Annotated in this window: 15 protein-coding genes and 1 pseudogene; 14 read left to right on the plus strand and 2 right to left on the minus strand. The window is 68.8% G+C overall.

Translation table 11 applies throughout. The features are described from left to right. Positions 1-140 precede the first annotated feature (140 nt). Both gltS and AC6EI8_RS00070 read left to right on the plus strand, forming a co-directional pair. Positions 141-1334: a sodium/glutamate symporter gene (gene gltS / locus AC6EI8_RS00065; RefSeq protein ID WP_226105377.1), complete on the plus strand. Its 1194-nt coding sequence runs from the start codon at positions 141-143 to the stop codon at positions 1332-1334. Further along, positions 1319-2842: a TAXI family TRAP transporter solute-binding subunit gene (locus AC6EI8_RS00070; protein ID WP_498380919.1), complete on the plus strand. Its 1524-nt coding sequence runs from the start codon at positions 1319-1321 to the stop codon at positions 2840-2842. The genes gltS and AC6EI8_RS00070 overlap by 16 nt, the downstream gene beginning before the upstream one ends. A 16-nt stretch (positions 2843-2858) precedes the next feature. On the opposite strand, the pseudogene AC6EI8_RS00075 reads toward AC6EI8_RS00070, so the two are convergent. Continuing rightward, positions 2859-3844: pseudogene (locus tag AC6EI8_RS00075) on the minus strand (LysR substrate-binding domain-containing protein). Positions 3845-3999: 155 nt separating this feature from the next. On the opposite strand from AC6EI8_RS00075, the gene AC6EI8_RS00080 reads away from it, so the two are divergent. The 5 genes from AC6EI8_RS00080 (at position 4000) to AC6EI8_RS00100 (ending at position 10606) form a co-directional block, all read left to right on the plus strand. Then, the gene (locus AC6EI8_RS00080; RefSeq protein ID WP_226105384.1) at positions 4000-5034 is read left to right on the plus strand and encodes a tripartite tricarboxylate transporter substrate binding protein; all 1035 of its coding nucleotides are present in this window, start codon (positions 4000-4002) and stop codon (positions 5032-5034) included. A gap of 61 nt (positions 5035-5095) precedes the next feature. Then, on the plus strand, positions 5096-6619 hold the full coding sequence (locus tag AC6EI8_RS00085) for a UxaA family hydrolase (protein WP_498380920.1): 1524 nt from the start codon (positions 5096-5098) through the stop codon (positions 6617-6619). A gap of 122 nt (positions 6620-6741) precedes the next feature. Further along, complete coding sequence (locus AC6EI8_RS00090; RefSeq protein WP_226105387.1) at positions 6742-8217, plus strand: NAD-dependent succinate-semialdehyde dehydrogenase; 1476 nt, start codon at positions 6742-6744, stop codon at positions 8215-8217. A 109-nt stretch (positions 8218-8326) separates the two neighbouring features. Then, positions 8327-9130, plus strand: coding sequence for a 4-hydroxy-2-oxoheptanedioate aldolase (hpaI, locus tag AC6EI8_RS00095; RefSeq protein ID WP_498380921.1), 804 nt, complete (start codon positions 8327-8329; stop codon positions 9128-9130). A 24-nt stretch (positions 9131-9154) separates the two neighbouring features. Next, positions 9155-10606, plus strand: coding sequence for an FAD-binding oxidoreductase (locus tag AC6EI8_RS00100; RefSeq protein ID WP_498380922.1), 1452 nt, complete (start codon positions 9155-9157; stop codon positions 10604-10606). 205 nt (positions 10607-10811) lie between these two features. Here the strand turns inward: AC6EI8_RS00100 and AC6EI8_RS00105 are convergent, their stop codons facing one another. Beyond that, positions 10812-11549 carry a type 1 glutamine amidotransferase domain-containing protein gene (locus AC6EI8_RS00105; protein WP_265634254.1) on the minus strand — a complete coding sequence of 246 codons (738 nt, stop codon included), beginning with the start codon at positions 11547-11549 and terminating at the stop codon, positions 10812-10814. 217 nt (positions 11550-11766) lie between these two features. Between AC6EI8_RS00105 and AC6EI8_RS00110 the strand changes: the two genes are divergently transcribed. The 7 genes from AC6EI8_RS00110 (at position 11767) to AC6EI8_RS00140 (ending at position 20716) form a co-directional block, all read left to right on the plus strand. Beyond that, on the plus strand, positions 11767-12792 hold the full coding sequence (locus AC6EI8_RS00110; RefSeq protein ID WP_149318203.1) for a MurR/RpiR family transcriptional regulator: 1026 nt from the start codon (positions 11767-11769) through the stop codon (positions 12790-12792). A gap of 49 nt (positions 12793-12841) precedes the next feature. Beyond that, positions 12842-13846 carry an isoaspartyl peptidase/L-asparaginase family protein gene (locus AC6EI8_RS00115; RefSeq protein WP_498380923.1) on the plus strand — a complete coding sequence of 335 codons (1005 nt, stop codon included), beginning with the start codon at positions 12842-12844 and terminating at the stop codon, positions 13844-13846. Positions 13847-13877: 31 nt separating this feature from the next. Then, complete coding sequence (locus tag AC6EI8_RS00120) at positions 13878-15797, plus strand: dipeptide ABC transporter ATP-binding protein (protein ID WP_498380924.1); 1920 nt, start codon at positions 13878-13880, stop codon at positions 15795-15797. Positions 15798-15941: 144 nt separating this feature from the next. Continuing rightward, positions 15942-17510 (plus strand): glutathione ABC transporter substrate-binding protein GsiB, encoded by a 1569-nt coding sequence (gene gsiB / locus AC6EI8_RS00125; protein WP_498380925.1) that lies wholly within the window; start codon positions 15942-15944, stop codon positions 17508-17510. Positions 17511-17657: 147 nt separating this feature from the next. Beyond that, the gene (gene gsiC, locus AC6EI8_RS00130) at positions 17658-18578 is read left to right on the plus strand and encodes a glutathione ABC transporter permease GsiC (protein ID WP_149318206.1); all 921 of its coding nucleotides are present in this window, start codon (positions 17658-17660) and stop codon (positions 18576-18578) included. An 8-nt stretch (positions 18579-18586) separates the two neighbouring features. After that, positions 18587-19501, plus strand: coding sequence for a glutathione ABC transporter permease GsiD (gsiD, locus tag AC6EI8_RS00135; protein ID WP_223819641.1), 915 nt, complete (start codon positions 18587-18589; stop codon positions 19499-19501). A gap of 15 nt (positions 19502-19516) precedes the next feature. Then, on the plus strand, positions 19517-20716 hold the full coding sequence (locus AC6EI8_RS00140; RefSeq protein ID WP_498380926.1) for a DmpA family aminopeptidase: 1200 nt from the start codon (positions 19517-19519) through the stop codon (positions 20714-20716). Positions 20717-20735: the final 19 nt, after the last annotated feature.

The raw sequence follows: 20735 nt of genomic DNA on the forward strand, positions 1-20735 counted from the left end.
GCTTGCCCGAATGCCGGACGCGGTCGATCGCGTCCGGCATTTTTTTTGCGCATTGCGGTTCGCATTTGGCGCGTCTATGCTGGCATAGATCCATACGCGTCACTTTTCCGCCGGCACAGGCGGGCAAGGATGGGAACTCGATGCAGATTCGCCTCGATCCGGTCACCTCGGTGCTGATCGCCGTGCTGGTCCTGCTGCTCGGTACGCTGATCAATCGCCGGGTCGCCTTTCTGTCGCGCTACAACATTCCCGATCCGATCACCGGCGGGGTCCTGTTTGCCGCGGTCGCGGCGATTGCGGTCGCGCTGTTCGACTTCCGCGTCGTCATCGACGCCGCCATCAAGCCCGTGCTGCTGCTGATGTTCTTTGCCGGCGTCGGCATGGGGGCGGACCTGCGCGCGCTGAAGCAGGGCGGCAAGGCGCTGGTGATCTTCCTGATCGTGCTGTTTCCTTACATCGTGGTGCAGAACACCGTCGGCGTCGCGATGGCCAAGGCGCTGGACCTGCATCCGATCTTCGGGCTGGTCGGCGGTTCGATCACGCTGGTGGGCGGGCACGGCACCGGCGCCGCCTATGCCGAGCGCTTCGCCGAGATCAACAATCTGCAGTCCGTGATGGAACTGTCGATGACGGTGGCGACGATCGGCCTGATCGTCGGCGGTATCATCGCGGGGCCGGTCGCGCAGTACCTGATCTCGCGATATCGCCTGCGCTCGCAGGGCGAGGACGAAGCGAGCGTCGAGGCGGAGGCCCATGGATTTCCGATCACCACCGTCGCGGCCGTCGGCGCGCTGGGCGGCATCCTGGTGGCGGTAGTGGTCGGCCGCTGGCTCGCCTCGCTGTTCTCGGGCCAGGCCATCACGATCCCAGGCTTCCTGTGGTGCATGCTGACCGGCATCGTGATCCGCAACCTGCTGCCGCTGACCGGCGTGCGCTTCGACGACCGGCCCGCCGAGCTGATCTCCAATGTGAGCCTGTCGCTGTTCCTGGTGATGACGATGATGGCGCTCGACCTGGTCGACGTGGCGCTGTCCGCGGGGCCATTCATCGCGATCATCGCGATGCAGGTGGTCTTTATCGTGCTGTATGTGGTGCTGGTCTGCTTCCGCTTCATGGGGCGGGACTACGAGGCCGCGGTGCTGTCCGCCGCCTTCATCGGCTTCAACATGGGCTCGACCGCCACCGCGATGGCCAATATGCAGGCGATTACCGCCAAGCACGGACCGGCCCCGAAGAGCTTCGTGGTGGCGCCGCTGGCCGGCGCCTTCTTCGTCGACATCATGAATGCCTTCGTGCTGACGCTGATGCTGGCGATGCCATGGATGGGAGGCTGATCGTGCGCCGCCTGTTCTTCGCGCTGTTTGCCCTGGTCGTCGCGTCGCTGCTGGCGGGATGCGAGCGCGGCCCGGACGCCGACGCGCTGCGCAAGGACGTCGCCGCGCGGCTGGCCCAGGCGCTGCCGCCGGGCACGGTGCAGCTGGCGGAACTGCGGCGCCAGGGCTCGCAGACCGATCGGCGCGGCCCGCCGGGCGAAGACCGGCGTGTCGTCTACTTCGACGCCGAGCTGAAGCTGACGCGCGACTTCGACTTCGGCGCTTGGGATGCGCCGGGCGTCGCCGGCCTGATCTCGGCGCTCGGTGCGGCGCCCAGGGGCGTGCAGGGCATCGCGCTGGGCGGCAACAAGGCGGGCGACATCATCCGCGCGCACGGCGCCGCGGTGTACCGCGAAGAAAATGGGCGATGGGTGCCAGTGGTGCCGGGCGGCTATCGCCCGGTCACCGCGCCCGCCTATGCGGCCAGCGCCCCGCAAGGCGCGGCCGCGATGCTGGAGGCCGTGCGCCGCATCGTCGAATCCGTGCCGGCCGAATCGTCGCCAGAGCAGCACGCGATGATCACGCAGGAACTTGCCGCCGCGCATGCCAGCATCCGCGCCCGGCTGGCTCGCGCCAAGCAGGGCTACCCGCTCGCAGCGGGCGCCGAGGGCGGGCAATACCTGCGCTTCGCCCAGGCGCTGGCCGCCAATCCCGGCGCGCGCGTGGTGCCGCTGGTCACGCGCGGCGGCGACGAGAACCTGCGGATGCTGCGGCAGGGCAAGGCCTCACTCGCGCTGGCGCAGGCCGATGCCGCGCTCGACGCCTATCGCGGCGACGGCGACTTCGCCGCCGATGGCCCGTTCACGTCGCTGCGCGCGATCGGCAGCCTGTATCCGGAGGCGGTCCATGTTCTCGTGCGCGCCGATGCAGCCGTCAAGACGGTGGCGGACCTGCGCGGCAAGCGCATCGCCATCGGCGAGAAGGGCGGCGCGTCGCAACGGACGGCGTTACGTGTGCTTGCGGCGCACGGCCTCAAGCCAGCGGATTTTGCCGGGCGCGAGCTGGGCATCAACGCCTCGCTGGTGGCGCTTCGGCAGGGCGAGGTCGATGCCGTGATCCAGATCATCGGCGTGCCGTCGGAAAGTATCCGCGACGCGCTGGCCGCGATTCCGCTGCGCCTGCTGCCGCTCGGCGACAAGGCCGCCGCCGCGCTCGCCGATTCCGGCCGCGGCTATTTCCGCTATACGGTGCCGGCAGGCACCTATGCGAACCAGGCCGCCAGCGCGGCCACCGTGGCCGTCGCCGCGCAACTGCTGGTCGCCGCCGATCTGTCCGACGCCGAGGTCGGCGCGATCGCCCGCAACGTCTATGCGCCGGGCGCGGACTTCACCGCCCGCGGCAGCGCCCAGGGCGCGCAGATCTCCCCGGCCAACGCGACGCAAGGCCTGTCGGTGCCGCAGCATCTGGCGGCGGCGAGGGCGATCGAGGCGCTGGTCAAGGGCGGCGCGGCAGCGCGGCCGGGGCGATGACAACCCTTCGACCGGATCATGTCCCGCGTCGTGCGCTCCGTCGCCGCGGCTTTTCCCCGGCGTCCATCTCCGCCGCCGCCAGCCGCAGGCAATCGACAGATGCTCCGCGCTCGCGCCCAGCCCGGCCTCGCGCGATGCACGCAGCGTAATGATCCCGACCGGCGGCAGCTCGATCGGCACGGCGATATTCACCAGCTCGAGCCTGCCTTCGCTGGCGAACTGCTTCGCCACCGAGCGTGCCAGGAATCCGACGGCGTCGCGCTGCGTGACGAAGGTCGAGACCGCCAGATAGGACGAGGTCTCGATCCGGTCCGATGGCGGCTCCAGGCCCTGGGCGAGGAACGCCTGCTCCAGCTTGACCCGCAGCGAGGCCCAGGGCGGCGGCATCACGCAGGGCAGCTGCGCCAGGTCGGCCCAGCCGGCCTTGCGCTTGGCGGCGAGCGGATGCCCGGGCCGCACTACGGCCACCATCGGTTCGTTGTATAGCGCCTCGGTGGCCAGGTCCGGCGCCGCATAGCCCGGCTCCAGCCGGCCCACGATCAGGTCCAGTTCGGACAGCCGCAGCTTCGGCAGCAGATGCGTGAGATCGCCTTCCTCGATCAGCACGGTGGCCTGCGCCGAGCGCGACTTCAGCCGCGCGGTGGCGCGCGCCAGCAGCACCGGCAGCGCCGCGCCCATCGCGCCGACGCGCACGCGCCCGGCCGCGCCGGTGTCGACCGCCTCGATCTCCTCGCGCGTGCGATCGTATTGCGCCAGCACGCGGCGGGAGAAGCGGATCAGCGCTTCTCCCGCCGCGGTCGGCTCGGTGCCGCGGGTCGAGCGGGAGAACAGCACCAGGCCCAGCATCTTCTCGACCTCGGACAGCGTCTTGGACACCGCGGGCTGGCTGATCGACAGGAATTCGGCGGTCTTGCCGAGATGGCGGAACTCGTCGAGCGCCACCAGCAACTGCAGATGGCGTAGCTTGATATTGGAGCGCAGCGCGCGGTCGATATGGGGCATGCCGCGCAGTCTACCTCGCGGCCTACTTAACGGAAAGGTTATGAAGCAATGACGATATTGGATTGGATCGTTATGTCGTTGCCGGACACAATGCCGCCCATGGCGTTGCCTCGATGCACGCCGGCCACCACCGATAACACAGTGCGAGGACGACAATGAACCAAGGTTCCCCCACCAATCCCGCGCGCCGCCGCCTGCTCCTCGGCGCCAGCGCCGGTGTTGCCACGGCCGCGGCGGCGGCTGCCACCGGTACCGCCGGCATGCTGCTGGCACGCGGCGCCAGTGCCGCCACCTATCCCGAACGTCCGATCACCTTCATCTGCCCGTGGCCGGTCGGCGGCACCGCCGACCAGTCGATGCGCGCGCTGTGCCAGGTCGCCTCGGGCATCCTGAAGCAATCGATCGTCGTCGAGAATCGCGCCGGCGCCTCGGGCATGATCGGCACCCGCGCGCTGGCGCGGGCCAAGCCGGACGGCTACACCATCGGCCAGATTCCGATCTCGGTAACGCGCTTCTCGCAGCTTGGCATGCTGGAGATCGATCCGCGCACCGAGCTGACCTATCTGGCGCGCACCTCGGGCCAGACCTTCGGCATCGCGGTGCCGGCCAGCTCGCCGTACAAGACGCTGCAGGAAGTCGTCGCGGCGGCCAAGGCCAATCCCGGCAAGCTGACCTATGCCCACGCCGGCATCGGCGGTGCGACCCATGTCGGCATGGAGCAGTTCGCGCTGGCCGCCGGCGTGCGTTTCAACGCGATCGCCTACAAGGGCGGCTCGGCTGCGCTGCAGGACGTGCTCGGCGGCCAGGTCGACCTGCTGGCCGATTCCAGCTCGTGGGCGCCGCATGTCGAATCCGGCAAGCTGCGGCTGCTGGCGACCTGGGGCGAGCAGCGGACGCCGCGCTTCAAGGACACGCCGACGCTGCGCGAGCTCGGTTACGACGTCGTGGTCGAAGCGCCCAACGGCATCGGCGCACCGAAGGGGCTGGACCCGGCCATCGAGAAGCAGCTGCGCGACGCCTTCCGCGCCGCGGTCGCCAGCAAGGAATTCAGGCAGGTGGCCGCGCGCATCGACGCGCCGGTGATGTACCTCGATGGGCCCGACTACAAGAAGTACGTGGCGACGGTCTACGAGCAGGAGACCCAACTGATCCAGCGGCTCAAGCTGAAGGAAATGCTGCAGCAGAGCTGATCCCGCAAGCCGCCGACCGCCGACCGCCGATTGCCCCCACCAACCACAGGAATTGTTCGACGTGAACGTCAATGCCGTCATCCGCCTGCACGCCAATGACAACGTGCTGATCGCGCGCCAGGACCTGGCGCTGGGACAGCCGTTGCCCGAGCTTGGCGTGCGTGCGCGGGCCCAGGTGCCGGCCGGCCACAAGATCGCCGCGTGCGCGATCGCGAAGGGCGAGCCGGTGCGCAAGTACGACACCGTGATCGGCGTCGCCGACCGCGATATCGCGCCGGGCGAGCACGTGCATTCGCATAACCTGAAGCTGGTCGATTTCTATCGCGACCCGGCTTTCTGCAGCGATGTGCGGCCCATCGACTATGTGCCCGAGGCCGAGCGCGCGACCTTCCAGGGTTTCGTGCGCGCCGACGGCCGCGTCGGCACGCGCAATTTCATCGGCATCCTGTCGTCGGTCAATTGCTCGGCCACGGTGATCCGGCATATCGCCGACCATTTCACGCGGGAGCGGCTCGCGGCCTATCCCAATGTCGACGGCGTGGTGGCGTTTGCCCATGGCACCGGCTGCGGCATGTCGTCGCCGAGCGAGCATTTCGATCTGCTGCGTCGCACGCTGGCCGGCTATGCGCGCCATCCGAATCTGGCCGGCGTGCTGATCGTGGGGCTTGGCTGCGAGCGCAATCAGGTCGCATCGCTGGTCGAGTCGCAACAACTCGAGCCCGGCAGCCAGCTGCATACGATGGTGATGCAGGACACCGGCGGCACGCGCGAGACCATCGCCGCCGGTATCCGCGCGATCGAATCGATGCTGCCGGCAGCGAATGCCGCGCAACGCCAGCCGGTGTCCGCCAGCCATCTGAAGATCGGCCTGGAGTGCGGCGGCTCCGACGGGTTCTCCGGCATCACCGCCAATCCCGCATTGGGCGCGGCGATGGACATCCTGGTGCGCCACGGCGGCACCGCGATCCTGTCGGAAACGCCCGAGATCCATGGCGTCGAATACATGCTGACGCGGCGCGCCGTCACGCCGGAGGTCGGGCAGAAGCTGCTCGACCGGCTGGCCTGGTGGGAGCGCTATACCGCCGGACACAACGCGCAGTTCAACGGCGTCGTGGGCCACGGCAACCAGCAGGGCGGCCTCGCCAACATCTTCGAGAAGTCGCTGGGCTCCGCGATGAAGGGCGGCACCACGCCGCTGCAGGCGGTCTACCAGTACGCCGAGCCGATCGACAAGGCAGGCTTCGTCTTCATGGATTCGCCCGGCTATGACCCGGTCGCGGTCACCGGCCAGATCGCCAGCGGCGCCAACCTGATCTGCTTTACCACGGGCCGCGGCTCGATGTTCGGCTCCAAGCCCGCGCCGACGATCAAGCTGGCGTCCAACACGCCGATGTACCGGCGCCTGGCCGACGACATGGACATCAACTGCGGCGTCATCGTCGACGGCGAGCTGACCGTCGCCGAGATGGGGCAACGTATCTTCGAACATATCCTGCGCGTGGCCTCCGGCGACAAGACCCGCAGCGAGCTGCTCGGCCTGGGCGACAACGAGTTCGTGCCCTGGCATATGGGCATCGTCAGCTGATTGGCCACATGCGGTCGCTTGTGGCCGCCCGTGGCTGCTTGCGGCGGCTTTCGGCGTTTTCTTCGGCCGCATGCGGCCGCGTCCACCCGCTTACCGTCCTTCTCCAAGACCTCCATCGCATCATGTCCCTGCAGCTTTCCCACGCCGCGCTGCTGCGCGGCCAGAACCTGATCGGCGCCCAGTGGCAACCCGCCGCGCGCGGTGAGCGCCTCGATGTCGCCAATCCCGCGGACGGCGCCACGCTGACGCAGGTTGCCGACAGCGGCGCCGAGGACGCGCGCCGCGCCGCCGATGCCGCACACGCGGCCTTCGCCGACTGGAGCCGCCGTCCGGCCAGGGAGCGCGCGCGTCTGCTGCAACGCTGGCATGCGCTGATCCTCGAGCACCAGGAAGACCTGGCGCGCATCATCTCGGCCGAGCAGGGCAAGCCGATGCACGAGAGCCGCGGCGAGGTGCAGTACGGCGCCGCGTACGTCGAATGGTTCGCGGCCGAGGCGGTCCGCATCTGCGGCGACATCGTGGCCGAGGCCGTGCCGGGCCGAAAGATGCTGGTGCTGAAGGAACCGGTCGGCGTGGTGGCGGCGATCACGCCGTGGAACTTTCCGCTGGCGATGATCGCGCGCAAGATCGCGCCGGCACTGGCGGCCGGCTGCACCGTGGTCGCCAAGCCGGCCGAGGACACGCCGCTGACCGCGCTGGCGCTGGTGTACCTGGCCGAGCTTGCCGGCGTGCCGGCGGGCGTGCTGAACATCGTCACTGCGTCGCGCGAACGCACGCCCGAGGTGGTCGACGTCTGGCTCGCCGACAGCCGCGTGCGCAAGATCACGTTCACCGGCTCGACGCCGGTCGGCAAGCACCTGGCGCGCGAATCCGCATCGACGCTGAAGAAGCTGTCGCTGGAGCTCGGCGGCAACGCGCCCTTTATCGTGTTCGAGGATGCGGACCTCGACGCCGCGGTCGAAGGGCTGATGGCATCGAAGTTTCGCAACGGCGGCCAGACCTGCGTCTGCCCGAACCGCATCTACGTGCACGAGGCCGTTCACGACGATTTCGTCGAACGGCTGGCTCGCCGCGTCGGGGCGCTGAAGGTCGGCGCGGCCAGCGAGGAGGGCTCGCAGATCGGCCCGATGATCAATGCGCGCGCGGTCGACAAGATCGCCCGCCATGTCGAGGATGCGGTGGCCCGGGGCGCGCGCGTCGTCACCGGCGGCAAGCGCGTGCGTACCGCGGACGGTCCGCACTACTACGCGCCCACCGTGCTGATCGGGGCCACGCCGCAGATGGCGTTGTCCTGCGAAGAAACCTTCGGCCCCGTCGCGCCGATCTTCCGCTTCGCGAGCGAGGACGAGGTGATCGGCCACGCCAACGACACGCCGTTTGGCCTTGCCGCCTACTTCTATTCAAACGATGTGCGCCGCATCTGGCGCGTCGCGCAGGCGCTGGAGACCGGCATCGTCGGCATCAACGAGGGCGCCATCGCGGCCGAGGCCGCGCCGTTCGGCGGCGTCAAGGAGTCCGGTTACGGGCGCGAGGGCTCGCGCCATGGACTGGACGATTACCTGCATTTGAAGTATTTGTGCCAGGGGCAACTGGACTGAGGCCGGCCGCAGCCGTAGAACGCCGCAGGAAACCCTCAAGGCCGTACAACGCCGTACAAGGCTCGGTCGCCAGGCCCATCGAACCCGCATTGCTTTGACAGGACCCGTCATGCCCGCATCCAATCCCTTCAAGACCGCATTGGCCGCCCGCCGGCCGCAAATCGGCCTGTGGCTGTCGATGGCCGAGCCGTATCTGGCCGAGGTCTCGGCCACCGCCGGCTTCGACTGGCTGCTGATCGACGGCGAGCACGCCCCCAACGATGTGCGCAGCATCCTGGCCCAGTTGCAGGCGGTCTCGGCCTATCCGAGCGCCCCTGTCGTGCGCGCCGTGGCGGGCGGCGTGCCGCTGATCAAGCAGTTGCTCGATATCGGCGCGACCACGCTGCTGGTGCCGATGGTCGATACCGCCGAGCAGGCGCGCATGCTGGTCAGCGCGACGCGTTATCCGCCGCAGGGCATCCGCGGCGTCGGCAGCGCGGTGGCGCGTGCCTCGCGCTGGAGCGGCCGCACCGACTATCTCGATGTCGCCGATGACGAGGTCTGCCTGCTGGTGCAGGCCGAGACCGTGACCGCGCTGGCAAACCTGGAAGAGATCTGCGCGGTCGATGGCATCGACGGCGTCTTTATCGGACCGGCCGACCTGGCCGCGTCGATGGGGCATCGCGGCAATCCCGGCCACCCGGAGGTGCAGGCCGCCATCGAGAACGCGATGCGCACCATCGTCGCCAGCGGCAAGGCGGCCGGCACGCTGACGTCCGATGCCGCGCTGGCGCGGCGCTATCTGGAGCTGGGCTGCACCTTCGTCGCCACCGGCGTCGACGTGCTGCTGTTTGCCAAGGCCGCGCGCCAGCTGGCCGCGTCCTTCCGCGAGGAAGGCGCCGTCCCCGCACAACGGCCGTCCGCCGCCTACTGAACGATTTCCCGATCTCTCCGCATCATGTCCCTGGATAGTTCCACTCGCGACGCCACGCTGCGCGCGCTGCAAGCCATCGTCGGCGACAACGCCTGCCTCGTCGCGGACGCCGATACCGAGTCCTATGTCACCGACTACCGGCGCATCAGCCGCGGCAAGGCCAGCGTGGTGGTGCTGCCGTCGAGCACCGAGCAGGTCGCCGCGGTGATGGCGTGGTGCCATGCGCACGACGTGCCCGTGGTGCCGCAGGGCGGCAATACCTCGCTGATGGGCGGCGCGGTGCCGGACACGCGCGGCGATGCCGTGGTGCTGAACCTGAGCCGCATGAACCGCGTGCTGGCGATCGACACGGTCAACGACACGCTGACGGTGCAGGCCGGCGTGACGCTGGCCGCCGCACGCGCCGCGGCCGAGGAGGGCGGGCGCCTGTTTCCGCTGCGGATCGGCTCCGAGGGTTCGTGCCAGATCGGCGGCAATCTGTCGACCAATGCGGGCGGTACCGCGGTGCTGCGCTACGGCAATATGCGCGATCTGGTGCTCGGCATCGAGGCGGTGCTGCCCGATGGGCGCATCTACTCGTCGCTGCGCTGCCTGCGCAAGGACAACACCGGCTACGACTTGAAGCACCTGTTCATCGGCGCCGAAGGGACGCTCGGCATCATCACGGCCGCGGTGCTGAAGCTGATGCCGCAGCCGCGTGCGAGCGCGGTGGCCTTCGTCGCGGTGGCGTCGCCGGATGCGGCCGTGCGCCTGCTGGGCGAGGCCAAGCGGCTGTCGGGCGGGGCCGTCACGGCCTTCGAGCTGATTTCGGGCCCGGCGCTCGACCTGGTGCTCGACTATCTGGGCAATGTCGCGTCGCCGCTGGCGCAGCGGCACGAGTGGATGGTGCTGATCGAGTTGAGCTCGGGCGCGGACGCCGCCAGCCTCGAGGCGACGCTGCTGGAAATCCTCGAAAGCGGCTACGAACAGCAGCTGGTGCAGGATGCCGCGATCGCGGCCAGCGTCGCCGACGCGCAGACCTTCTGGCGCATCCGCGAGGAAATCTCGGACGCGCAGACGCGCACCGGCGGCAGCATCAAGTGCGATGTGTCGGTGCCGCTGTCGCGCATCGCGGACTTCGTCGACGAGGCCTCGCGCCGCGTGCTGGAACTGGTGCCCGATGCCCGCATGGTGATCTACGGCCATATGGGCGACGGCAACGTCCACTTCAATCCGCTGCGGCCGAAGGACGCCGACGCGAAGGCCTTCCTCGCGCAGTGGTACAAGCCGGTATCCGATCTGGTCGATGGCCTTGCCCACGGCGAAGGCGGCTCGATTTCGGCCGAGCATGGCATCGGCGCGGTCAAGCGCGACGACCTGCGGCGCTACAAGTCGGAGGTCGAGCTCGAGCTGATGTGGCAGGTCAAGCGGGCGCTGGATCCGAAGAATCTGATGAATCCGGGCCGGGTGTTGCCGGCGATGGGCGAGGGCGGCTGAGCTTTCGGGCCGCCGCGCTGGTGTTCAGGCGGCGGCCTCGAGCCGGCGCGTTCGAGCTGGCAGGCTCAGGGTGGCACTTTCGAGCCGGGCCGTTCGAGCCGGCAGGCTCGGGGTGGCACTTTCGAGTCCGGCCGTTCGAGCTGGCAGGCTCAGGCTGGCACTTTCGAGTCCGGTCGTTCGAGCTGGCATGTTCAAGCCGGGCCGTTCAAGCCGGCTCGGCCGCCGGCTCCGACAGCCGCAGCGTGCGCAGCACCGCCTTGGCCACGCCATACGCGCTGCCCGGGTTCTGTCCGGTGATCAGGCGCCCGTCCTCGACCACATAAGGCGCAAACGGCAGCATCGCCTTGCTGTATTGCGTGCCGCGCTTGCCGAGCTCCTGTTCGAGCCCGAACGGCACCGCAAAGTCGCGCTTGGCCATGATCTCCTCGTTCCACGAGAAGCCGGTCACGCGCTTGCCCTGCACCAGCAGCTCGCCATTGCCGAGCCTGACGTCCAGCAGGCCGGCCGGGCCGTGGCACACCGCGGCCACCACGCGACCCTGCTCGTACATCGCCGCGATCAGCCGCGCCAGCGGCTCGCAACCCGGGAAGTCGAACATCACGCCATGCCCGCCGGTCAGGTAGATGGCATCGAACTCGCCCGGATCGACCGACGCCACGTTGACCGTGTCGTTCAGCAGGTCCATGAAGATCCGGTCCTCATAGCGTTTGAAAACACTGCTGCGCATGCCGGCACTTCGTGCAAGTTCCGACAGCATCAGGCTCTCGGGATCGATCGGGATCATGCCGCCCGACGGCGACGCCAGCTGCAGCGTATGGCCCGCTTCCTCGGCCACATCCCAGAAGTGCGTGAGTTCGCTGAGCCACAGGCCGGTACGAAAGCCCACTTTTTGATACTGGTCGACGTTGGTCGCGACCACCAGGATTCGGCGTTGCGCTGGCATGGGTGCCTCCTGTTTTTCGGGGGAAGTTCGAAAGCTGCAAGAAGCGTTCCGCAGGTTCGGCGGCGGACCCAGGGCAGTCGTCCAGGAATGACGAAGTCGGGGTTAACCCTTGCTCTCGTAAACTCTATTTTCATGGCACGGCTATTGCGTGTAAATTTGTTTACATCGATAGCTGTTCGCCGGATGCACCAGATTGCGCCCGGCCCACCGCAGAGCCATGACTGCTTCCCGTCCGGACCCGGCCGCCAGGCCGGCCGATTCCGCGCCAGACGCCGCGCCCGAGACCACGGTCTCGCAGCGCATCGCGAAGGTGTTTCCGTCGCTGACGCCGGCGCACCAGCGCATGGCGGATTACGTGCTGGCCAACCCGTTCCGCGCGGCGACGATGCGCATCGACGAGTTCGCGCAGGCGGTGCAGGTGTCGGTGGCGACGGCGAACCGCTTTGCCCATGCGCTGGGCTTCGACGGCTACCCGCAGTTCCGCGCCGAACTGGTGCGCGGGTTCGAGGCCACGCTGGCGCCGGTCGAGAAGCTGCGCACCGAACTGGAGCGCCCGGCCACCGTCACGGAAATCATCGCGGCCTCGCTGGAGGAGAACGAGCGCAACCTGCAGGCGACCCGCCGCGCGCTCGATGCCGATGCCTGCGAACGCGCGGTGACGGCGATCCTCGAGGCCGAGCATGTCTATGTGCTGGGCTTCGGCGCGAGCGGCTATCTGGCCGGCCTGCTGCAGCACGGGCTCGACATGTACTGCCGCACGGTGATCACGGTCGCCGGCGTCGGCGGCGCGTCGACGGCGGCGCGGCAGCTGTTCAAGCTGACCAGCCGCGATCTGGTGATTCCGATTGCTTTTCCCCGCTATGTCTATGACAGCGTCGCGCTGACCGAGCGCGCCCGCGCCCACGGTGCCCGCATCCTGGCGCTGACCGACGGGCCGACCTCGCCGCTGGCGCCGTTTGCCGATATCGCGCTGTATGTCAGCGCCGGCCGGCAGCTGTCGCCGAACTCGGATGCGGCCGTGCTGGCGATGATCGAGGCGCTGTGCGGCGCGGTGGCACACCGCGCCACCGGCTCGGTCAAGGCCGCCGCCGACATGACCGAATTCGTGCTGCCCTGGCTGCATCAGACCCATGCCCGCGGCGATTCCAGCCGCACCGCCGCGGCGGGCGACACGCAGACCAAGCCCCGTCCGGGGTCCGGCAAGGCGCCACGGCGCCGGCGCCCGGACCCCGGCACCGAATAACGCTCCCGAGCCTCACCGAGTTGCCTGCCGTGCAGGCCGACACAGCACCATGAACGCAGACCGATCGACCTCCAAGCCCACGCCCGTGATCGCCATCCATGGCGGGGCTGGCACCATCACCCGCGCCGCGATGGACGCGGACAAGGAAGCCCAATACATCGCCGCGCTCGAACAGGCCCTGCGCGCGGGCCAACGCCTGCTGGCGGACGGCGCCAGCGCCGTCGATGCCGTGACCGAAGCGGTGCGGCTGCTCGAGGACTGTCCGCTGTTCAATGCCGGCAAGGGCGCCGTGCTCACCAACGCCGGCACCTATGAACTCGACGCCGCGGTAATGGACGGCGCCACCCGCGACGCCGGCGCGGTGGCCTGCGTCAAGCGCCTGCGCAATCCGGTACTGGCGGCGCGCGCCGTGATGGAACGCAGCGAGCATGTGCTGTTCGCCGCCGACGGCGCGGAAGCCTTCGCGCAGGCGCAGGGCCTGCCGCTGGTCGAGGCGGATTACTACTACACGCCGGAGCGCCATGCGCAATGGCAACGCGCCCGCGCGGGCAGCGGCATGGCCCTGCTCGATCACGACGCCGCCGCGCTGGCCGCGCGCGCCGACGCCGATGAGGCGGGCGGCGAGCCGCTCGATCCCGGCACCAAGTTCGGCACCGTCGGCGCGGTCGCGCTCGACGCCCAGGGCCGGCTCGCCGCGGCAACGTCCACCGGCGGCATCACCAACAAGCAGCTCGGCCGCGTCGGCGATACGCCGGTGATCGGCGCCGGCTGCTATGCCGACGAACTGGTGGCGGTGTCGACCACCGGCACCGGCGAGATGTTCATCCGCGTGGTGGCGGCCTACGACATCTCGGCGCGCATGCGCTATGCCGGCAGCTCGCTGGAGGCCGCGACGCATGCGGTCGTGATGCAGAGCCTGCCGGCGATCCAGGGCCGGGGCGGGCTGGTGGCGATCGACGCGGCCGGCAATGTCGCGCTGCCGTTCAACACCGAAGGCATGTACCGCGGTCATGCCCGCGTTGGCGAGCCGGTCCACGTGGCGATCTACCGCTGACCCCATGCCCGCAGGTTTCGAGGAACACTCCATGGCTACATCGTCTTCCACGTCTTCCGCGCCTTCCGCATCCCGCCTCGCGCTGCCGCCGCAGCGTGTCGTGTCCGTCAACGACCTGACGGTGCGCTTCGCCACCTCCGAACGCACCGTCGAAGCCGTGCGCGGTCTGTCCTTCCATATCGACCGCGGCGAAACGCTGGCGGTGGTCGGCGAGTCGGGCTCCGGCAAGTCGGTGACCTCGCTGGCGCTGATGCGCCTGGTCGAACATGGCGGCGGGCGCCTGGCCAGCGGCAGCATGCTGCTGCGCCGCCGTGGCGGCGACGTGCTCGACCTCGCCAGCGCGGACGCCGGCACGATGCGCGGCATCCGCGGTGCCGATATCGCGATGATCTTCCAGGAGCCGATGACCTCGCTCAATCCGGTGTTCCCGGTCGGCGAGCAGATCGCGGAATCGATCCGCCTGCATCAGAACAAGAGCCGCGCGGCGGCCCGCGCCGAGGCGTTGCGCATGCTCGAGCTGGTGCGCATCCCCGAGGCGCGCCGCGTGCTGGACCGCTATCCGCATCAGCTGTCCGGCGGCATGCGCCAGCGCGTGATGATCGCGATGGCGCTGTCGTGCCGGCCCGCGCTGCTGATCGCCGACGAGCCCACCACCGCGCTGGACGTCACCATCCAGGCCGAGATCCTGCAGCTGATCCGCAATCTGCAGGCCGAGATGCAGATGGGCGTGCTGTTCATCACGCACGACATGGGCGTGGTGGCCGAAATGGCGGACCGCGTGCTGGTGATGTACCGCGGCGAGAAGGTCGAGGAGGGCGACGCGCCGACCGTGTTCGCGCGGCCCGCGCACCCCTACACGCGCGCACTGCTGTCCGCGGTGCCCAAGCTCGGCGCGATGGCAGGCACCGATCTGCCGGCCAAGTTTCCGCTGGTGCGGGTGGAGGGCGGCGATGGGCATGCGAGCGCCGAAGTCCCCGGCGAAAGACCGGCCGCGGCCACGCGTCCCGATGCCTCGGCCCAGCCGATCCTGCGCGTGCGCGATCTCGTGACCCGCTTCGACGTGCCGGGCGGGCTGTTCGGACGGCCGACGCGCCGCGTGCATGCGGTCGAGCGCGTCAGCTTCGACCTGTATCCCGGCGAGACGCTGGCGCTGGTCGGCGAATCGGGCTGCGGCAAATCGACGACCGGCCGCTCGCTGCTGCGCCTGGTCGAAAGCCAGAGCGGCACCATCGAATTCGCCGGCCAGAACATCGGCGAACTGTCGGGGCCCGCGCTGCAGAGCCTGCGCCGCAATATCCAGTTCATTTTCCAGGACCCGTTCGCCTCGCTCGATCCGCGCGTGCCGGTCGGCTATTCGATCATGGAGCCGCTGCTGGTGCACAAGGTCGCCAGCGGCAAGGAGGCCGAGCAGCGCGTGGCCTGGCTGCTGGACAAGGTCGGCCTGTCACCTGCCCATGCCGCCCGCTATCCGCACGAGTTCTCGGGCGGCCAGCGCCAGCGCATCTGCATCGCGCGCGCCCTGGCGCTGAACCCGAAGGTCGTGATCGCCGACGAGTCGGTGTCCGCGCTGGACGTCTCGATCCAGGCGCAGATCGTCAACCTGATGCTCGACCTGCAGCGCGAGATGGGCATCGCCTTCCTGTTCATCTCGCACGATATGGCGGTGGTCGAACGCGTCAGCCACCGGGTCGCGGTGATGTATCTGGGGCAGATCGTCGAGATCGGCCCGCGCCGCGCGATCTTCGAGAACCCGCAGCATCCCTATACGAAGAAGCTGATGTCCGCGGTACCGGTGGCCGACCCCGCGCGCCGGCATCTGCGGCGCGAGCCGCAGGTCGACGAGCTGCCGAGCCCGATCCGCGCGATCGGCGACGAGCCGGTGGTGCAGCCGCTGGTGGCCGTCGCCCCGGACCACTTCGTTGCGCGGCACGCCGTCGGCGGCGCCTATTGAGGCTGCCCGCGCCAACCCGCATTGTGCCGACCCGTATTGAGCCAACCGTGTTGGGCCAACCGTATTGAGCCAACCCGGGCTGCAAGGCCGCCAAGAGCCGACCCAGCCCGATCACCCTGCCAGTCTTACCAAGGAGAATCGACAATGATGCAAGCCAGTTTGTCCCGACGTGGCGCCGCGCGCCTGTTTGCCGGCGGCCTGCTGATGGCCGCGTTTGCGGCCGGACCGGCCTTCGCCGCCAAGGACGCGGTGATGGCGGTGGCCTCTACCTTCACCACGCTCGATCCCTACGATTCGAACGACACGCTGTCGCAGGCGGTCTCCAAGAGCTTCTACCAGGGCCTGTTCGGCCTGGACAAGGACATGAAGCTGGTCAACGTGCTGGCCGACAGCTATGACGTCAGCAAGGACGGACTGGTCTATACCATCAAGGTCAGGAAGGGCGTCAAGTTCCACGACGGCACCAGCTTCGACGCCACCGCCGTCAAGGCCAATCTGGACCGCGTCACCGATCCGGCCAACAAGCTCAAGCGCTACACGCTGTTCAACCGCGTCGCGCGCACCGACGTGGTCGACCCGACCACCGTCAAGATCACGCTGAAGGAGCCGTTCTCGCCGTTCATCAACGTGCTGGCGCACCCGTCGGCCGTGATGATCTCGCCGGCCGCGCTGAAGAAGTACGGCAAGGACATCGCCTTCCATCCGGTCGGCACCGGTCCCTTCGAGTTCGTCGAATGGAAGCAGCCCGACCACTTGCGCGGCAAGAAGTTTGCCGGCTACTGGAAGAGCGGCCTGCCGAAGATCGACACGATCACCTGGAAGCCGGTGGTCGACAACAACAGCCGCTCGGCCATCATGCAGACCGGCGAGGCCGACTTCGCCTTCAGCATTCCGTTCGAGCAGGCCGCGGTGCTGAAAGCCAGCCCGAAGGTCGACCTGATCGCGGCGCCGTCGATCATCCAGCGCTACCTGTCGCTCAATACGCAGGTCAAGCCGTTCAACGATCCCAAGGTGCGCCAGGCGATCAACTACGCGATCAACAAGCAGGCGCTGGCCAAGGTGGCGTTCGCCGGCTATGCGGTGCCGGCCGAAGGCGTGGTGCCGCCGGGCGTCGATTTCGCCGAGAAGCTGGGCCCGTGGCCGTACGATCCGGCCAAGGCGCGCGCGCTGCTGAAGGAAGCCGGCTATCCGAACGGCTTCGAAACCACGCTGTGGTCCGCCTATAACCACACCACCGCGCAGAAGGTGATCCAGTTCGTGCAGCAGCAGCTGCAGCAGGTCGGCATCAAGGCCTCGGTGCAGGCGCTCGAGGCCGGCCAGCGCGTCGAGAAGGTCGAGAGCGTGCCCAGGCCCGAGGACGCCGGCGTGCGCATGTACTACGTCGGCTGGTCATCGTCGACCGGCGAATCGGACTGGGCGCTGCGTCCGCTGCTGGCGTCCGAATCGATGCCGCCCAAGCTGCTGAATACCGCGTACTACAAGAACGACCAGGTCGATGCCGACATCGCCGGCGCGCTGCGTACCACCGACCGCAACGAGAAGGCGCGGCTGTACAAGGACGCGCAGCAGCGCATCTGGGCCGACGCCCCGTGGGCCTTCCTGGTGACCGAGCAGGTGCTGTATGCCCGCAGCAAGCGGCTGAGCGGCGCCTATGTGATGCCGGACGGCTCGTTCGAGTTCGAGAACATCGATATCAAGAGCAGCTCGCAGTAAGCCGCGCAGCGCCGCCCGCCCCAGGTATGCGGGGGCGGGGCGGGCGGCCGGCGGTCTTTTGCGGCCATCCTCATTGCCATTGTTGCAAGCCCCCCGGTGTCCGCGCCGGTCGCCGATTGCTGATCGGCGCGGACCCACGGAGTCGTCATGTTGAATTACTTTCTGAAGCGCGTGCTGGGCGTGGTGCCGACGATGCTGATCGTCGCGGTGCTGGTCTTCCTGTTCGTGCATCTGCTGCCCGGCGATCCGGCGCGGCTCGCCGCGGGACCGGAGGCCGATGCCGCCACCGTCGAACTGGTGCGCAAGGACCTGGGCCTGGACAAGCCGCTGCACGAGCAGTTCGTCACCTTCTTCGGCAATGCGCTGCAAGGGGAGTTCGGCAACTCGCTGCGCACCAAGCGCCCGGTCAGCGAGGAGATCGGCGACCGTTTCTTCCCGACGCTGTGGCTGACCGTCGCCTCGATGCTGTGGGCCGTGGTGTTCGGCATGCTGATCGGCATCGGCTCGGCGGTCTGGCGCAATCGCTGGCCGGACCGCATCGGCATGACGCTTGCGGTGTCGGGCATCTCGTTCCCGGCCTTCGCCCTCGGCATGCTGCTGATGGAGATCTTCTCGGTCCAGCTCGGCTGGCTGCCGTCGATCGGCGCGGAAAGCTGGAAGCACTACATCCTGCCGTCGTTGACGCTCGGCGCCGCCGTGGCCGCCGTGATGGCGCGCTTTACGCGGGCATCGTTCGTCGAGGTGCTGCAGGAAGATTACGTGCGTACGGCGCGCGCCAAGGGCGTGCGCGAGTCGCTGGTGGTCGCCAAGCACTGCCTGCGCAACGCGATGATCCCGGTCGTCACGATGATGGGCCTGCAGTTCGGCTTCCTGCTGGGCGGCTCGATCGTCGTCGAGAAGGTGTTCAACTGGCCCGGCCTCGGCCGGCTGCTGGTCGATGCCGTCGAGATGCGCGACTACCCGGTGATCCAGGCCGAGGTGCTGCTGTTCTCGCTCGAATTCATTCTGATCAATCTGGTGGTGGATCTGCTGTACACGGTGATCAACCCCACCATCCGCTACAAGTGAGGCCGTCCATGACCGAGCTATCGACCGTGGCCAACGAGGCCGCCGTGCCGGGCGCGGCGGCGCAGGCCGAGCCCGTCCGCACGCCGTGGAGCGAATTCTGGCGCAAGTTCCGCCGCCAGCATCTGGCACTCGCCGCCGGCGTGTTCGTGATCCTGCTGGTGATCGTCGCCGTGCTGTCGCCGCAGCTGGTGCCCTACGATCCCGAGAACTACTTCGACTACGACGCGCTGAACGCGGGGCCGTCGGCGGCGCACTGGTTCGGCGTCGATTCGCTGGGCCGCGACATCTTCAGCCGCATCCTGGCCGGCACGCGCATCTCGCTTGCCGCCGGCTTCTTCTCGGTGATCGTCGGCGCCATCGTCGGCACGCTGCTGGGCCTGCTGGCTGGTTACTACGAGGGCTGGTGGGACCGGATCGTGATGCGGATCTCCGACGTGCTGTTCGCGTTTCCGGGCATCCTGCTGGCGATCGGCATCGTCGCCATCCTGGGCAACGGCATGGTCAACGTGGTGTTCGCGGTGGCGATCTTCAGCATCCCGGCGTTCGCGCGGCTGGTGCGCGGCAACACGCTGATGCTCAAGCGCCTGACCTATATCGAGGCGGCGCGCAGCATCGGCGCGTCCGACTGGACCATCCTGATGCGGCATATCCTGCCGGGCACGATCTCGTCGATCGTCGTCTATTTCTCGATGCGGATCGGCACCTCGATCATCACCGCGGCCAGCCTGTCCTTCCTCGGCCTGGGCGCGCAGCCGCCGACGCCGGAGTGGGGCGCGATGCTGAACGAGGCGCGCGCCGACATGGTCACGGCCCCGCATGTGGCGATCTTTCCCAGCCTGGCGATCTTCCTGACCGTGCTCGCGTTCAACCTGCTGGGCGACGGGCTGCGCGACGCGCTCGATCCGAAGATCGATCGCCGCTGACGGAGGGCCATTGCGATGCCGCACGAACCCTCCGCCGCGCCGGACTCGCCTGCACCGGGCGTTCCTCCGCATATTGGCGACCTGCCGGCGGGCGCACGCAATGCGATCACCGATGTGCCGGGCGTTCGCGTGGGCCATTGCACGCTGGCCGATGGCGCGGTGCAGACCGGCGTCACGGTGGTGCTGCCGCACGCCGGCGATCCGTATCTGGACAAGGTGCCGGCCGCGGCCGCGGTGCTGAACGGATTCGGCAAGAGCATCGGGCTGGTGCAGGTCGACGAGCTCGGCGTGCTGGAGACGCCGATCGCGCTGACCAACACCTTTGCGGTCGGCGCCGTGGCGCAGGCGCAGATCCGGCAGGCGATCGCGGCCCACGCCGAGATCGGCCGCGGCTGGCCCACCGTCAATCCGCTGGTGTTCGAATGCAATGACGGCTATCTGAACGACATCCAGGCGATTGCCGTCGGCGAAACGCACTATCTGCGGGCCTGCGCCGCGGCCGGCGCCGATGTTGCGCAGGGCGCGGTCGGGGCGGGGCGCGGCATGTCGGCGTTCGGCGTCAAGGGCGGCATCGGCACGGCGTCCCGGCTTGCGGGGCCTTACCGCGTGGGTGCGCTGGTGCTGGCCAACTACGGCACGCCGTCGATGCTGACGGTCGCCGGCAGGCGGGTCGGTGCCGAACTGGCGCAGCGGCTGGCCGCGCCCACTGCAACGGACGCCGCCACAACGAACGCCGCCACAACGAACGCCGCCACAACGAACGCCGCCGCAACGGACGCTGCGCCCGCTGCAACGGACGCGGGGCGGGCCGCAACGGACGCCGCGCAGACTGCCGCCGATTCCGGGCCGGAGAAGGGCTCGATCATCATGATCGTCGCCACCGACGCGCCGCTCGATTCCCGCCAGCTGGGACGACTGGCGCGGCGTGCCGGCGCGGGGCTGGCACGCACCGGATCGGTCTACGGTCATGGCTCCGGCGATATCGCGCTGGCCTTCAGCACCGCCTATACCGTGCCGCACGACGCCGCCACGCCGATGCCGGCCGTCGCGATGGTCCACGAGACCGAGCTCGATCCGCTGTTCCATGCCGTGGCCGACAGCGTCGAGCAGGCCATCCTGCATGCGCTGTGGCACGCCGAGACCGTCAGCGGCCGCGACGGCCATTGCCGCCGCAGCCTGCTGTCGTGGATGCCTGAATTGAATTTCGCCGACTGAACCGCGCACGCCGCCGCTG

It is taken from the genome of Cupriavidus sp. R6-3 (assembly GCF_059772245.1).

Coding starts and splice junctions, on each gene's coding strand:
- gltS (WP_226105377.1), top strand. CDS start 141: ATGCAGATTCGCCTCGATCCGGTCACCTCGGTGCTGATCGCCGTGCTG.
- AC6EI8_RS00070 (WP_498380919.1), top strand. CDS start 1,319: ATGGATGGGAGGCTGATCGTGCGCCGCCTGTTCTTCGCGCTGTTTGCC.
- AC6EI8_RS00080 (WP_226105384.1), top strand. CDS start 4,000: ATGAACCAAGGTTCCCCCACCAATCCCGCGCGCCGCCGCCTGCTCCTC.
- AC6EI8_RS00090 (WP_226105387.1), top strand. CDS start 6,742: ATGTCCCTGCAGCTTTCCCACGCCGCGCTGCTGCGCGGCCAGAACCTG.
- hpaI (WP_498380921.1), top strand. CDS start 8,327: ATGCCCGCATCCAATCCCTTCAAGACCGCATTGGCCGCCCGCCGGCCG.
- AC6EI8_RS00100 (WP_498380922.1), top strand. CDS start 9,155: ATGTCCCTGGATAGTTCCACTCGCGACGCCACGCTGCGCGCGCTGCAA.
- AC6EI8_RS00105 (WP_265634254.1), bottom strand. CDS start 11,549: ATGCCAGCGCAACGCCGAATCCTGGTGGTCGCGACCAACGTCGACCAG.
- AC6EI8_RS00110 (WP_149318203.1), top strand. CDS start 11,767: ATGACTGCTTCCCGTCCGGACCCGGCCGCCAGGCCGGCCGATTCCGCG.
- AC6EI8_RS00115 (WP_498380923.1), top strand. CDS start 12,842: ATGAACGCAGACCGATCGACCTCCAAGCCCACGCCCGTGATCGCCATC.
- AC6EI8_RS00120 (WP_498380924.1), top strand. CDS start 13,878: ATGGCTACATCGTCTTCCACGTCTTCCGCGCCTTCCGCATCCCGCCTC.
- gsiB (WP_498380925.1), top strand. CDS start 15,942: ATGATGCAAGCCAGTTTGTCCCGACGTGGCGCCGCGCGCCTGTTTGCC.
- gsiC (WP_149318206.1), top strand. CDS start 17,658: ATGTTGAATTACTTTCTGAAGCGCGTGCTGGGCGTGGTGCCGACGATG.
- gsiD (WP_223819641.1), top strand. CDS start 18,587: ATGACCGAGCTATCGACCGTGGCCAACGAGGCCGCCGTGCCGGGCGCG.
- AC6EI8_RS00140 (WP_498380926.1), top strand. CDS start 19,517: ATGCCGCACGAACCCTCCGCCGCGCCGGACTCGCCTGCACCGGGCGTT.